The organism is Terrimonas ferruginea DSM 30193 (assembly GCF_000425585.1).
GTDB lineage: Bacteria > Bacteroidota > Bacteroidia > Chitinophagales > Chitinophagaceae > Terrimonas > Terrimonas ferruginea.
This window is the reverse complement of record NZ_KE384399.1, coordinates 38,419-54,613: the sequence shown is the minus strand read 5'-3', so window position 1 is coordinate 54,613 and position 16,195 is coordinate 38,419. Positions and strand designations below refer to the sequence as shown.

The 16,195-nt window shown below is 48.3% G+C and carries 8 protein-coding genes; 7 read left to right on the top strand and 1 reads right to left on the bottom strand.

The window, feature by feature from the left end; translation table 11 throughout:
• The first annotated feature begins 139 nt into the window (after positions 1 to 139).
• The 3 genes from H608_RS0114675 to H608_RS0114665 all read left to right on the top strand — a co-directional run bounded on the left by H608_RS0114675 (position 140) and on the right by H608_RS0114665 (position 3,123).
• A complete protein-coding gene (locus H608_RS0114675; RefSeq protein WP_028788334.1) occupies positions 140 to 529 on the top strand; it encodes an RNA recognition motif domain-containing protein in 390 nt (129 codons plus the stop codon).
• Positions 530 to 890: 361 nt separating this feature from the next.
• Positions 891 to 2,267 (top strand): glycosyltransferase, encoded by a 1,377-nt coding sequence (locus H608_RS22525; RefSeq protein ID WP_038008636.1) that lies wholly within the window; start codon positions 891 to 893, stop codon positions 2,265 to 2,267.
• 40 nt (positions 2,268 to 2,307) lie between these two features.
• A complete protein-coding gene (locus H608_RS0114665) occupies positions 2,308 to 3,123 on the top strand; it encodes a universal stress protein (protein ID WP_028788333.1) in 816 nt (271 codons plus the stop codon).
• Positions 3,124 to 3,316: 193 nt separating this feature from the next.
• On the opposite strand, the gene H608_RS0114660 is transcribed toward H608_RS0114665, so the two are convergent.
• A complete protein-coding gene (locus tag H608_RS0114660; RefSeq protein WP_028788332.1) occupies positions 3,317 to 8,722 on the bottom strand; it encodes an alpha-2-macroglobulin family protein in 5,406 nt (1,801 codons plus the stop codon).
• 189 nt (positions 8,723 to 8,911) lie between these two features.
• Here H608_RS0114660 and pbpC point away from each other — a divergent pair, with 189 nt between their 5' ends.
• The 4 genes from pbpC (at position 8,912) to H608_RS0114640 (ending at position 16,052) form a co-directional block, all read left to right on the top strand.
• Positions 8,912 to 11,233: a penicillin-binding protein 1C gene (gene pbpC / locus H608_RS22520; RefSeq protein WP_038008634.1), complete on the top strand. Its 2,322-nt coding sequence runs from the start codon at positions 8,912 to 8,914 to the stop codon at positions 11,231 to 11,233.
• A 72-nt stretch (positions 11,234 to 11,305) separates the two neighbouring features.
• Positions 11,306 to 11,701 carry a BlaI/MecI/CopY family transcriptional regulator gene (locus tag H608_RS0114650; RefSeq protein WP_028788331.1) on the top strand — a complete coding sequence of 132 codons (396 nt, stop codon included), beginning with the start codon at positions 11,306 to 11,308 and terminating at the stop codon, positions 11,699 to 11,701.
• An 11-nt stretch (positions 11,702 to 11,712) separates the two neighbouring features.
• Entirely contained in the window at positions 11,713 to 13,509 is a 1,797-nt protein-coding gene (locus tag H608_RS0114645) for a M56 family metallopeptidase (RefSeq protein ID WP_028788330.1), read from the top strand.
• 110 nt (positions 13,510 to 13,619) lie between these two features.
• Positions 13,620 to 16,052 carry a TonB dependent receptor gene (locus H608_RS0114640; protein WP_051268356.1) on the top strand — a complete coding sequence of 811 codons (2,433 nt, stop codon included), beginning with the start codon at positions 13,620 to 13,622 and terminating at the stop codon, positions 16,050 to 16,052.
• Positions 16,053 to 16,195: the final 143 nt, after the last annotated feature.

The following is a 16,195-nucleotide window of genomic DNA, read 5'->3' as shown; positions in this document are numbered from 1 at the left end:
TGTCAGAAAAAATAGCTTTATTTTGTATAGTACGGTGTTCTTTACAGTCTCACAAGTCCGGAACGTTCGAGGTTTTTTCGTTTAATGTTCACTGGTCGAGGGTTACTGTTAGCACTTTTATTTTTTAAAACCTCACACAATGAACATTTACGTAGGAAATCTCAGCTGGAACCTGAAAGACCAGGATCTCCAAAATCTTTTCGCTTCTCATGGCGAAGTAACATCTGCTAAAATCGTCCTGGACAAATTCACTAACCGCAGCAAAGGCTTTGGTTTTGTTGAAATGGCTAACGATGACGAAGCACAAAACGCTATCAATGCCCTGAACGGTACTGAAGTTGATGGTCGTAACATCGTAGTTAACGAAAGCCGTCCTAAGCCTGAAGGCGGTGGTGGCGGATTCAAGAAAAGACCCTTCGGCGGCGGCGGCGGCGGCTTCAAAGGCGGCGGCGGTGGCGGCGGCTTTAGAAAAGGCGGCAACGGCGGCGGTGGATTCCGCGACCGTGGTGGTTACAACAACGATTATTAATTTCGCGAGATAACCAGATTTTCAAAAAAGCCCCACGCCTCTGGCGGGGGCTTTTTTAATGTGATGATTTGACAATTTGAAAGTTTGAAAATGGTTTTAAGCTAAACACTTAACTGATTATTAGCTATTCATAAACCACACTAATTTTCAAATCGTCAAATTTTCAAATTAATTGCTTGTAGAATATTTTCCACTCCCAATATCTCATTTCAATTTAACGTCAGCAGCCAATCTATTCTTAAAGAATAGTGTTATCTTCCCACGCACCCGACCCAGATCGGATTGATTTTTGTAATTGCTTAACTGTCCCTGCGGCTTGTTTTTATCAGAACAGATTGCTTTAAACCAAAGGAGGAAATGAATGCTGACAGTAATTATCCCCGCTCTCAACGAAGCTGCAACGATTGCCAATGTAATCCGTTTTTGTTTCGCAGATAAAAACGTTACACAAGTAATCGTGGTCGATGATACTTCCGAAGACGATACCGTGGCTATTGCCCGTAAAGAAGGAGCACACGTTATTATCAGCAAAGCCCGCGGCAAAGGCATTTCCATGAAAGAAGGCATCGATGAAGCCACCAACGATATTATCCTGTTCCTCGACGCAGACATCGATCCCTATCCCGAAAAAACAATTTCCCTGCTCACCGCACCACTCATCAACGATGAAGCCGATTTTGTAAAAGGCGCCTTCGCACGCAATGCGGGACGCGTAACAGAATTAGTTGCCAAACCACTCTTACATATTCTGTTCCCCGGCCTCTCGCATTTCTCACAACCACTGAGCGGCATGATCGCCGGAAAAAAATCCTTTTTCCAAAAGATCGAATTCTTCAACGATTACGGTGTTGACATCGGTATCCTCATCGACATGTACCTGATGAAAGCACGCGTAGCTGAAGTAAACATCGGCTACATTGAAAACAAAAGCAAACCCTGGGACGCACTCGGCAAAATGAGCCGTGAGGTTTCACGCGCTATCATCACCCGCGCACAACCACAACTCAACGCCGAACTCGCCGGAGAAAGCGGCAGCAGTCTTGAACTCATACAACGTGAAATGTCGAACGTGATCCGCGAAAACCTGGCAGGCTATCGCAAGATGATCGTGCTCGACATGGACAATACCATTCTCAAAGACCGCTTCATCGACCGTTGTGCTGACGCATTTGGTTTTGTACCCAAACTGGAAGAGTTGCGCTTCAGTGAAAAAGATCCGATCATTCTTACCAAACGCATCGGACTGTTACTGAAAAACCGCACAATGGATGAACTCTTGCACGTCATCAGCAGCATGGACATGGCAGATAATATCCAGCAGGTGATTCAATCATACAGGGATAAGGGTTATCTCGTGGGCATCATCAGCCACAGTTATACACTTATTACCAATTACGTACGGCAACAAATCGGCGCTGATTTTTCCGTAGCCCACCAATTAGAGTTTTTTGAAGGCAAAGCCACGGGAGAAGTCGGCCTTCCTTCCTATTTCTTTGGGTCTCCCGACAGCATCTGCGGGCATTCTTTCTGCAAAACCAACGCTTTACAGCATATCTGCGATAAATATAATGTGAAGATGAAGAATTGCATAGCCGTAGGTGACAGCAAAGACGACCGCTGCATGATCGCTTACGCCGGCACCGGTGTGGCTTTCTGCAGCACAGACGAATTGCTGGATAAAATAGCAGACATGCAGATCAAGGAACGGAATTTCGATCCCTTGCTGGAATTGGCATAAAAATTTAATCTGTTAATTATCTATAACCCAAAAAACGATTATGGATAACAAATTGTACAATATCCTGGTACCGGTAGATTTTGCGGTACGCAACAAATGGGCTATCGCCAAGGCAGTTGAATTGGCAAACAGTTTTCAATGCAACATCCACCTGGTGCATGTAACCGGCAAGCGCAAGAATGAAGCCGGCAGACAACGATCGGTGGACACGGCGCTCCGCAAATTGGAGCAGATTAAAACCGCCTACCAGAATCATCTCAGCGGAGAAGGCCATATCGAGATCAGTGTGATCACCGGCAGTAAAATGCGCGCACTGTCCGATTATATCCGCCGTTATGAAATGGACCTGGTCGTTACCGGGCTTTCTCGTTTCAACCTCGTTCAACGATTGATATCCTCCGTTTCCATCAGCCGCCTTGCCAAAAAAACAAACATTCCTGTACTGGCCGTTCGTTCAAGCGGACTGATCTATCATTTCAAAAAAATTGTATTGCCCGTATCCGGAGAAATTCCGATGCGCCAGATACGTTTAGCTGCATTACTCGGACGCGCTTTCAAATCAACCGTTTATTTTGTATCGCTGCGCAAACACGCAGACGGTCATGATAACGTGGTAGACAAAGCCCTTGAGATTGTACAAAGTATTTCGACGATTCCTGTGCAATGTTTCCTGCTGGAAGGCCAGAACCTCGCCAAGAGTACACTGGATTTTTCCCGCAAGATCAATGCTGACCTGATTATGGTTAACCCTGTTAAAGACTTCCGCCTCCCTGGCCTGTGGAGTACATTGACCAACCGCCTGCTTTCTTACGCGTCGCGTATTCCGGTGGTTACGGTCAACAGTAATAAATCATGACCCGTTTTTAGAATCCTCTGAACGAAAAAAAAGCTGACCTGTATGGGTCAGCTTTTTTAATTTAAAAGTCAAACTGTTTGGTCGTGAATCGTCAATGGTGAATAGTGAATGTAGAGCCGTACTTATCACTTAAAACTTACTACTCAACAAAGGCTGTTTAACCTTACACCATACACCTTAAACCTTTCACCTATTACTGCTGCCTCACTTCAATATACCCTGCTCCATTATACGAATGATACTCGCCGTTATACATCGCATCGGCACTCACAGGTCCCATTTTATATTTACCCGGCGACACCGCACGTACCGCATAATAATATACCTGCTTCGCTGAATTGGCATCGACAAAGAAATGAATACGGTCATCCCGCACATCGAGCGCTGTCGGCGTGAAGGCATCTTTGATCCAATCCATACCGGGTATATCTTTCGTACGCGGATTCTCTATTTCAAAACCTGCCGGCAACAGATCGGTGATCACCACATTCTCCACCGGCGTAGAGAATGATTTCTCCAGCGTGATGCCGATAATGATCAGATCATTCTGACGGAAACTGCTTTCCGAAAGCGGATTACCTGAGCGATCATAGAAACGTTTGCGCACTTTCAGGTAACTGTCTTCCTCACGATAAGCCCCGCTGGCGCTGATGCCTTCCGCTTCCCAGAAGTAATACAGCTTACCGGAACCTTTTGCCACCAGCTCGATCTGTGTGCTCTTCAGTGCAGCCATATCACCGCTCCACTGGCCATTGTCGGCTTTCGCTACCACTTTACCTCCCGCACGTATTTCCACACCCGCCGTCGATTGATTGGCGCGGCGCGCATGTTTGCCCAATGCCAGGAATCCGAATGCACGTTCCTGTGTACTGAGGTAACGACGCGCTTTCAATTTTTCTGCTACATGTTTTACCATGATGCCGATCTGCGCATTACCCGGATCCACATCCAGCAATGCATTCAACGCAATCGCTTCGTCGCGGACATCGGAATAGAAGCTACCGCCTGTTTGCGGTACAGATACTTCACCGCTGAATGATCCCGGCAGCATTGCAGCAAACGAGCGGCGGTCACCGGCCGTTGCATAAGCGGCCGATAGCAGGTAACGGCTATCCAGCGCAAGAATCGCTGTATTGGCTTTGTAATAGTTCATTGCCGGTACATTGCTTCGGCCTGCCAATGCCAGTACATAAAGACCATACGCCACTTCCTTCGGCGCGATCTTGCGGTTCTGATCGCGGTTGTAATAATAGGTGATGAGCTCACGGTTCTTCAGCCGGTTGCTCACATAGTTGAGCAATGTTTCGATCAGGTTCGCCTCTACTTCAAAGCCTGCTTTCTTTGCTTCGAGTAAGAAGTGTGCCGCGTAGATGGTGGTCCACCAGTCTTCGGTGCCACCGCCGTCCCAGAGTGTAACGGCACCATTATATAACTGTCGCATTTTGATTTTGCGGATCGCTTCCATGATATTGGTATTAGCATTCGTTCTGCTGGCTTTACCCAGTTGCATCAGATCGGCCAGATCGCCGTAATACAATTGCGGGAATGCGGCAGAGATCGTTTGCTCCGTGCATCCATACGGATATTGAACAAGGTATCTTAATTGTTCTCCCAGTTCCAACGCAGGTGAACGGCTCACCACTAATTTATAATTCGTACTGCCGGGCAGGAAGTCGCTGAGACCGATAGTCAGTTTCTGCGTCGAACCGCCTTCAAGCGTGCCGGCGCCCGTTACTTTCTGCAGCGTGGAAGGAGGACGAACCGAGATCTCTGTTTCATCCGTAAACTTCTCGCCCAGCCCGTTTACCGTTACCGTGATTTTGCCTACACCGATTTTCGGATCAGCTACCAGGCTAAAGGCCGCGCGACCCTCCGATTTCGGATTAAGACTAATGGATTGATTATTGCCCGAGAGCACTTTTATCGCTCCGTTGTCTACACTGATTGAAGCGGATACATTCGTGGCTTTGTCGGTGGTATTGCTGATCGTTACCGGTACGTGCACCGTATCGCCCGGACTGAGGAAACGCGGCAATGCCGTACTGATTACAATGGGATCGGCTACCGTCATGGTATTGGAGGTGGCACCAAAGCGCTGACCTTTATAGGACACAGCCATTAGCCGCAGTTCACCGCTGAACTGCGGAATGTCCACTTCAAACGTCGCTTCACCGCTGCCGTTTGCCTTGGCAATACCGCTCCAGTAGCTAACCACTTTCACACGTTTGGCCGGCATCGGGTTCACACGTTTATCCATCGACAATTCTCCATCACCCCCAGTGCTGCTGAGGCGGGCACGCACTTCGGCAAACAGTAACGGATATAAGTCATAACCCGTTACCTGTAAGGCTTTTTTCTGGTAGAAATAATCGTACGGATCCGGTGTTTTGAAATCGGTGATCTGCAAAACACCATTATCAACGGCGGAGAGTGTTACAAAGCTGCCGGGTGCGGCTTTTACCTTTATCTTCTGCTTCGTTTTCGAACGCACCGTTTTAGCGGCGACAATCTCTACCGGAATTTTTCTTCCTTTTTCTTCCACGGATACATTCTGGAAGCCATGCGCCACCGTCAGCGGAATGTCCGATACCTCATGCGGTTTGATCAGCGTAGCGGTGATGTAAGCGTTCGGCACATGATCGGCAGACATTTTCAGGTCCACGCTGGCCGTACGGTTCTCAACATTTACGTATTGATAAGAAACCACATGATCTGTTTCCACCGTCACCAGCATCTTACCATTGAACGGTGTTTTGAAAAGCGCTTTCACACTTTCACCGGTGAGGTAAGATTTTTTATCCAACTGTATTTCGATATTGCCTTCGGTGTTTACTTCAAATGAATTGTTATTGCCACCGTAGCTGCCATAACTGTAGAATGATTTGCTTACATAGTTGTTGGCACCGGGACGAAAAATACGTATTTCATAATCACCGGGTGAACGCGGTACAAAAGAATAAGGTGTTTTATCACCAATGTTCATTTCTATTTCTGAAACCAATTTGTCTTCCTTCTGCGAATCATAACGGAAATAACTTCCGCTGCGCGTAAGTACCGTACGGTATTCGTGTTTGATCACTTCGATACGCGCCTTTGCGCTCATCGGTTCTCCCTGGCGGTTAACGGAAGCGAGTGTAAACTTCACCGGTTGATTCAGCGGGTAATAATAATACCAGTCGCGCTTGATGCCGAAGAAGGCGTCCTGCGTGAAGATGTCAACAGAGCTCATGCGGCTTACCGGACGCCCGGTTTCGTCGAACACCGTGCTGTAGAAGTTTGCCTGCAGTGCCCCCATGTTGGCATAGGTTGCCGGCACTTCGTATGCTTCATTCGCATTACCGGCCTCATCGGTCTTACCCTGCCGGACTACTTTATCAAAGAAACTGTTTTGATTGGCCAACGTGAAATCGAAGTCGCTGAATTTTTCCGCGGAGAAATATTTTTGTTTTACCTGGATCTCCGTCTCATAATTGCGGTTGGCAGCAGGAGGCCCGAAGAAGTTCATCGCGTTGATGGTGAGCGCGGCGGACTCACCGGGGCGCAGGAATTCCTTGTTCAGTTTGGTGTTTACGCGAATGCGATCGGGTACAAATTCTTCGACGGAAAAATTCTTGCTTGCCAGCAACAGGTCGTTGCTGCTGTACACTTCCAGTGTATAGCCACCCGTGATGGCTGAATACGAAAGATCGATATTGCCTTCGAGCGAACCTTCTTCGTTCAGGTTTTTGCGGAAGCTTTTCAATTCCTTCCCATTCGGCAGCAGGAATTTCATCTTCAAAGGAATATTCTCCGGCGTTTTCCATTGTTTGTCACGGATGATCACGGAGAAGTTGATCCGCTCACCCGGACGATAGATATCGCGCTCGGCATAGACAAAAGCATCCAGGCCGCTGGGATTGTTGCGCTTGCCACCCACTTCAAAGCGGGAGGTATTTACTCTTGTATTGTTGAAGGGGAGATAGTTGAAGTCATCGGCGGTTTTGGCGATCACCATGGCCGGCCTGAATCCTGCATAGTCTTTTTTAGTGCCCGTACTGATCTCGGCCACACCTTCTGCATTGGTGCTGCCGGTGCCGATCAGTTGGTTGTTGGCGGCATACACCGCTACGTTTACTTTATCGGCCGGTGAGGCGGATTTGATCGAGTTGACGAACACGTATAATTTATCCTGTCCTTCTTTCGCGATCAATCCGAGATCGGACATGGAAATAAAGCGGCTGTCGCGCACCCAGTAGTCTTCTGTTGAGCGGATCATCACATGATATACACCTTTGAATTCGGGCAGGCGGTCTTCGAACTGAGAAAAGTTCAGCAGGCGGCCGGCTCCGCTTTTGGGAAGTGAGCGTGTATCGATTTCTTTTTCGTAGATCACATCACCCAACGTCACATCACCGCTGCTGTAGTCATCGTAATAATCTCCTTCTTCTTCGTAACCACCGGATGTTTTTTCGCGGGGATAGTAACCATACCGCTGTGCGTTGATGAGGTTGTTCTCGTATATTTTCGAGATCACCAGTTTTACTTTCGGCACATTGGTAACGCGGATTTCCACATTGCGGTTGCCCTGGCGGGAAAGATAGACCGCTTTGCTATTGGTGAATTTGATATCCGCTTCCATTTCGCCGAAGGCAACGCTTCCTTCATAATCCTCTTTCAACACACCGCCGATCTTGCCGCGCAGGCCTTTCAGGATACGCACCATGTATGATTTCTCGGCATCGAACTTATCACTGCGCAGGATAAAACCGTTGTCGGTGATTTCTGTCGTGTATTCGAGGGACGGTTCAAACCTTACAAACTCTTTCAGGCTTTGCCCGGTCAATTGCTGGCTGGTATAAAAACGGATCATGCCTTCTGCGCCGTCGTGCTCCGATTCCATATCCTGGATAGATAACACATAGGGTGAAGGAATGGAGAGATTGGTGCTCAGGTCTTCCGACGTGCTGTTGCCGCCGCCCTCAGGTTTCAATCCTTTGCCGATGGTTACGCGCGTTTCATAATCCTTATCTTCCAGTTTGAGACCGGTGAGCCGGACCGTAATCCTTGTATCGGGTGAAACGGTCACCATCGTGAAGTCCTGTTTTTTGCCCTCGACCTCGATCCTGAGGCGGTCTTTTAACTCCGCCGGATTCACTTTATAATTAAACACGAGGTCCATCTGCGGAATGGCGGAGGTATTGCTTTCCCCCTGCCACATCACCTGCGAATTGGCCAGAGAAAGCGAAGGCGTATGGAAATTGATCTTGTCTGCATTCTTAACGTTGTTGAATTTGCTGTACTTCAGTACACCGCTTTTGACTTTTGCTTTGTAATTCGTAGCCGGAGAAAGCGGTTCGGACGGAGAAAACACCAATTCGTCCGGACTTTCCCAACGAAAGCGGCCTTTGATAGCCGGCTCGAAGGTTACATACTCTGTACTGTCCCACGCATTCAGCAGGGAGTCGGATACCAGCGACTGATCGAATCGGAAAACAAGATTGGTCAGCAGCGGCACTTCGCCTTTGGCGTTCGTATAATCCAGGCGGATGCCATTGCGTTTGCAGGAAATGGCCAGTACCGATAAAGTGATTACGGTAAGAAGCAGGCTTCTGATGCGCATGTTGGAAAGATTTAATATAATCAAAACCGGAAATGGTTTCAAGAGAGGCGTTTTGGAATACAAATGAAAGGTATCGAAAACCCGAAATATAACCATACCACTCTTCCGCAAATTTGTTCACTTATACCTCTTCGTGGTATTGAGATGATGCGAATGTGCAATTCCATAATTTCGTGCAAACAGTCCTGAATGAAATTGAAGCTACCCCGCATTAACTGGAAGCGCCTGCTGATCCGCACCGGCATCGGCATTGTGGGGTTGTTTTGCCTGTTTGTGCTGGCCAACTGGCTGTTCCCTTTACCTGATAAAGTAAATTATTCCCGCGTAATACTCGATGATCGCGGAGAAATCATGAACGCCTACCTCACGCCCGATGAGAAATGGCGCATGAAAACAGAATTGAACGAAATATCGCCGTTGCTCCGCAAGACCATCGTGGCAAAAGAAGATAAATATTTTTACTCACACCCCGGCATAAATGTAGTAGCGGTGGCACGCGCGGCTATCATGAATTTAATCCGCATGAAAAGAACCAGTGGCGCCAGCACCATCACGATGCAGGTGGCGCGTGCGCTGGAACCTCGTCCGCGTAACCTCTGGAGTAAAATGGTAGAAACCTTCCGCGCTTTTCAACTGGAATGGAAATACAGCAAGGATGAGATTCTGCAGATGTACCTCAATCTCGTTCCTTACGGCGGCAATATCGAAGGCGTGAAGGCGGCTTCTTATTTATATTTTGGAAAAAATCCGGATCACCTTTCGCTGGCAGAAATCACCGCGCTCAGCATCATTCCCAACCGCCCTTCTTCGCTCGTCATCGGCCGGTCGAACGGATTGATCGTGGAAGAACGCAACCGCTGGCTGAATAAATTTGCCCGTGATCATTTGTTTTCTGAAAAAGAGATCGCCGATGCTTTGGCGGAACCGCTCACGGCTACGCGGGGCGTTGTGCCACATCATGCCCCCCATCTGTCCTACAGACTTGCCCGCTCGGGTGATGTCAATACAAAAACGCATATCCGTCTCAATACACAATTAAAAACGGAGAAGCTGGTAGCAGATTATATCCGCTCACAGCGGCTGCAACAAATCCGCAACGCAGCAGTGGTCGTTATCGACAACCGAACCCACCAGGTGATCACGTATGTGGGTTCGGCAGACTTTGCGGATACAACGGACGGCGGACAGGTGGACGGCGTCCGGGCGATACGGCAGCCCGGCAGTACCTTGAAGCCGCTGCTTTATGCGATGTGTTTTGATGAAGGACTGCTCACACCCAAAACCATTCTCACCGACGTGCCGGTCAACTATGAAGGGTACGCACCCGAAAACTATGACAAGAAATTCAACGGTTACGTTACCGTAGAATATGCGCTGGAGCACTCCCTGAATATTCCGGCCGTTAAAAGTCTGAAGCTGCTGACGGCGGAAAAATTCATTCATAAACTGGTGCAATGCCGTTTCCGCCAGGTACAGAAAGACCAGCGCAAACTCGGACTGTCGCTGATCCTGGGTGGCTGCGGTACCACACTGGAAGAACTGACTGCTCTGTTCTCCGCATTTTCCAACGAAGGAAAATATTACGCGCCGTCGTTTACTTCGGGCGACTCCTCTACGCAGAGCTTTTCAATGATCAGTCCTGCGGCGGCCTATATGGTGAATGAAATTTTGTCCAAAGTAAACCGTCCCGATTTTCCGCTCAACTGGACCGCCACCGAGCGCATGCCGAAGATCGCCTGGAAGACCGGCACCAGTTATGGGCGTCGCGATGCCTGGAGCATCGGTTATAATAAAAACTATACAATAGGCGTATGGACCGGTAACTTTTCGGGCGTGGGTGTGGCAGCATTGAGTGGTGCGAACACGGCAACGCCGCTGTTGTTTAAAATATTCAACACGCTCGATTACGACAACGACCGCGAATGGTTCAATCAACCATCCGATCTCGACATCCGGCAGGTATGCAGCGAAACAGGACTGCCGCCATCCGATCATTGCACCAACCTGGTGACCGATTATTTTATTCCGCTGTTGTCTGCAACTCAGACCTGCAACAACCGCCAGGAAGTAATGGTAGACGCGGCAGAAAAAATATCCTACTGCCGGAGTTGCGCGCCGTTGGCAGGATACAAAAAGAAAATGTACAAGGTAATCGATCCCGATATGCAGGGCTGGCTGGCAGACAATCATCTTCCTTACGAAGCTATTCCGCCGCATAATCCTGACTGTCAGCTGATCTTTAAAGGCAATGCGCCTGTGATCCATTCGCCGGTCAACGGCACCGAATACCTGATCAGTAAGAAAAATCCCGAGCCGCTGCAACTGATGTGCAAAACTGCGAACGATGTGAGCAAGGTATATTGGTATATAGACAATAAATTCTTCAAAAGCGGTCACCCGTCTGAAAAACAATTCTTCATGCCACCCGACGGGCCGGTAAAAATCTCCTGTACCGACGACAAAGGCCGCAACCGGGACATTAAGATCATGGTTAAACACGTCGATCTCTAGTATTCAACAAAAAAAAATACGGTTTTGAGGGGTAGAAACTCATTCGTACGAAACTTTTCCTACCTTTAAATCATGAAGCAGAAGGAGCAGTCATCGGAGCCTACGCGTTCAGAGCTGGAAATATTGCAGGTGTTGTGGCAACATGGCCCGTCGACCGTACGTTTTGTAAACGATACGCTCAATGAAAAAACGCGGAGTGTGCAATATACCTCTACGTTGAAGCTGATGCAGATTATGGTAGAAAAAAAGTTATTGCTGCGCGATGAAAGCAGCATGAAACATATCTACCAGGCGGCGATGAAAGAAGACGAGACCAAAGGTTTATTGCTTGAAAAATTTGTGGATACGCTTTACGGCGGATCGGCCCGTCACCTGATGATGCAGTTGCTGGGTAACAAACAAACATCCAAAAAGGAATTACAGGAAATCAAAAAACTGCTGGACGATCTTGATAAGGATCCGGCCTAAAACCGCTGAGTATGTCACTATTGTTTTCGCTCCTGCCCTCCGGCGTGCTGCAAGCCATTTCGCGTGTGCTGCTGCATTCGATCTGGCAAGGTTTGTTGCTGGCAGTTGTTGCCGCTGTGGTGGTTTTGTGTACCCGTCATTCGCGGCCGGCCGTGCGATACAATCTTTTGCTCATCACCTGGGCACTGTTCCTGCTCTGCGTAACCGGCACCTCCATCCGCGAAGTAGCGCAGTTTAATAAACCTGCCACAACCCAGGCGATTACTTCTTCCACACCTGTTTATATCAGTTCACTCAGCAGTGCGGGTCAGCGTTTCCTGGCGACACTCGATAATTATTCAAATTATATTTTCTCTGCGTGGTTCATCTTTTTCCTTTGCAAACTGATTTACTTACTCGCAGGTATTGGTTATATCCGTCATCTGCGTCAGTCCAATATCACGGCACCGCCGCTGGAATGGCAGCAGCGCCTGCAGGAACTGGCCACCCAATTACAAATCCGCCGCCGCGTGGTTTTATTACAATCGGCGCTGGCCCGTGTTCCATTAGTCACAGGCATCGTCAAACCCGTGATCCTTTTACCGGCAGGATTGATCACACAATTACCACCCGATCAGATCGAAGCTATTCTTTTGCATGAACTGGCGCACGTGCGCCGCCAGGACTATCTCGTTAATCTTGTACAGCAATTAGCCGAAGCGATCTTCTTCTTCAATCCCGGTTTATTGTGGGTATCGCGGCTGATCAAAGATGAAAGGGAAAATTGTTGTGATGAACTTGCTTTGCAGCAACTACCCGACCGCCGGCAACTGATTCATGCGCTGGTAGCGTTCCAGGAATATCATCTTGCGGGGTATCCGCCGGCACCGGCTTTCCCGGGAAGGCCGCCTCATTTACTGACGCGTGTGCAACGCATGCTCAGCCGCCGCAATAGTTTATTGTCGAAATGGGAATTCCGCACGCTGACTGTTTGCCTCGTATTGTTGTTGCTTACACTCACAAGCCTGGTAGTACCTGATAATATAAGCAGCAGAGAGAACACAGCCGATACAGCTTTTCAGGCGAGAAGGGATACTATTCCAACCGCGGCCATCAACCTTTCTCCCTTGCTGCCGGTACCGGTGGTAATGCCCGCTGCACAACAATCCGGCATTCATCCTGCAGAAGTATGCGCGCCATCACCCGTTACTACTACTACCACTACCACAACGACAACAACTACCACCACAACCACCATAACCGGTGACGACGATCCTGTTCACGTAGTTAAAGTGAGCGACAATATCAATATCCCTTTGCACATTTCTATCAGTAAAAACGGAAATACTACCGTTACCGGAGATGGACAGGCCATTAAAAACAGTGCAAAGAAAACAGGCACAACAAGATACTACGACAACGGTATCAGTGTTGAACTAAAAGACGGAAAGCTGCATAAGCTGATGTACGAAGAGGATAAGCGCGCCAGAGAACAACTAAAAGAAGCAGAAGCCAATGCACAACGTATTGTTGATGAAGAAATGTATAAACACAGTGAAAACATTAAACGTAATCTGCCCATTTCCAGGATCACCAATGAACATGGCGACCCGCGGGTAAATGCGATCACACGTGCACTGGTTAATGAAAAGGTGTTGCCCGACCCTTATCCCGTTGCAGCGAGTGGCAACATTCCGCATATTTCCTATATGCTTTCCAATGATGAATTGATTGTAAACGGTATCAAACAACCCGATGCCATTCATTCCCGGCTGAAAAGCCGCTTTCTCAAACCGGGAATGACTGTCAAAGTCAACTGGCAATCCTGATTTAAAGTCATACTATTCTTAACCCGGCCGGTCGTCGTGCAACTTGTCCTGTACAACGATCAAGCCCCTTACGCGCCTGCCCGCAGGCATGAGGTATCATTTTGTCTTTTATGAAAAAAAAGCTGTTCACCCTTTTATGTCTTGTCGCGTTTGCGCAATTGTATGCCCAGTCCCAGGGCCGCATTGCCGGAACTGTCGTTAACCACGATCAGCAGCCCATTGCCGGAGCCACCATCTCCCTGCGCTCGCCTGGCGACTCTTCTTACAACCGCTCTTTCGCGGCAGACAATGCGGGTAAGTTCGACTTTAACCCTATCACACCCGGAAACTATACTTTCTCCATCACCGCCGCGGGTTATTTGCCACTGAAGGATACCTTGCTGATCGGCTCCGGTTTGCGCGACATGGGCGTGTTGGTTTTGTTACAACAACAAACCAATATGGAAAATGTAACCGTTACCAGCCGCCGTCCTTATGTAGAGCAAAAGATCGACCGTGTGGTGGTGAACGTGGATGCATTGATGTCCAACGCGGGTAAATCGGCGTTTGAAGTGCTGCAAAACAGTCCGGGTGTGCAAGTGGATGAAAACGGCGCGGTAACCTTGAAAGGAAAAGGTGGCGCGGTGGTGTTCATCGACGACAAACCCACCTACATGTCGGGATCAGATCTCGTAGCTTACCTGCGTTCTTTACCTGCGGGTGCACTCGACAAAATCGAACTGATGTCGAACCCGCCTGCGCGCTACGATGCGGCCGGTAATGCAGGCGTGATCAACATCCGCACGAAAAAAATAAAACGCAGTGGTTTCAACGGCACGCTCAATCTTGGTTACAGCCAGGGAATTTATCCCAAATCTTCCAATAGTTTTCTCTTCAACTACCGCACCGGCAATGTGAACTTCTTTGGCAATGTGAGTTATGAAAACAGCCAATACTACAATGATCTCACCATCGACCGTTTTTATTTCAATGATGATGGAAGTCCGGCTTCTTCTTTTACACAGCAAACGGATCTTCATACACACGGAAAAAGTATCAACTGGAAAGCCGGCCTCGATTATAACATCAGCAAACGTTCGGTACTTGGCGTAGTGATAACCAACCTGAACCGTCAGAATCTCCGCGGTGTATACAGCACCAACAAACTATTTAATGCCGCCGATCAACTGGACTCGTTTATCACAGCGGACAACAAAGCGCCGATGCGCATGAACAATACCAGCAGCAATATCAATTACCGTTATCAATTCAAAAAGCCCGGTCGTGAATTGTCGATGGATGTTGACTATATCCGTTTCAATACACGCTCGCGTCAATATTCACTCAATTCCAGCTATGAAGCTGACGGCACAGAAAAAGGAAATGACTTCCTCCGTGGATACCTGCCTTCTTCCATTGATATTTATTCCTATAAAGCCGACTATGTACATCCGCTGACCGCTTCATTGCGGATGGATGCGGGTTTCAAAACAAGCCATACACGTACCGACAACAAAGCAGATTATTATCGTACGATAGGCGGTAACACCTCAGCAGATTATGACATCAGCAACCATTTTCTTTACACCGAAAACATTCATGCCGCTTACCTGAATTTCAGCCAGGAGTGGTCGAAGTTCTCGATACAGGGAGGCCTTCGTTATGAGAACACCACCCTGAAAGGAAACCAGCTCGGTAATCCGGCGAAACCCGATTCCCAATTCCGCCGCAGCTATGCGCAGTTGTTCCCAACGTTTTATGCCTCTTACCGCTTTGACAGTTTGTCAAGAAATCAACTGACGCTTTCTTATGGCAAACGCATCAACCGTCCGTACTACCGCGATCTGAACCCATTCGTCAGCCCGCTCGATAAGTTCACCCTGTATGTCGGCAACCCATTTCTCAATCCGACTATTTCACACACCGTTGAGTTGACGCATGTGTTCAAAAACATGATCACTACTTCTTTCTCGTGGAACAATACCATTGATGAAATAGGAGAAACGATACAATTGGAAGAGAACCGTTTTTACAGCCGGCCGGGCAACATCAGCAAAAGTGGTTATTTGTCGTTGTCCGTCAATGCCTCACTGAATCCGGTAAAAGCATGGACCCTGAATATGTATGCGGAACTGACGCGCGTGCAGACCAAATCCGCTTTGTATACCGAACAGGTTGACACGGCCGCCTACTTTGGTTATGGCAACATCAGCAACCAGGTACAATTGGGCAAAGGCTGGACCGCAGAGTTGGGTGGATTTTATTTAGGCCAACGCATCACCGGGCAATTTGTATTAGCCGGATTCTGGGTAATGAATGCCGGTATCCAGAAAAAAATACTGAATAACAAAGGCACGGTGAAACTTACAGGCAGTGATATTTTCCATACACGTATCAACCAGGGAAAAATCAACAACCTGCGGAATGGCCAGGGCCGTTACCGGAATATTCTCGACTCGCAGATCATCACGCTGAATTTTGTGTACAGCTTTGGTAAATCCGCCAACAACCAGCGAAGAAAAACAGGTGGCGCGGATGACGAGCGCCAGCGCGCAGGAAACTAATAAATGTGAAGATGTGCCGGGACGAATGTCCCCGGATGTATAAATTGAACAGCCATTCACTTATTGCCGATTGACTGATCTAATTATGAAACAACACCCGGGTGGTGGTTCGTGTATACACGAACCACGGGAGGAGGCTGCTT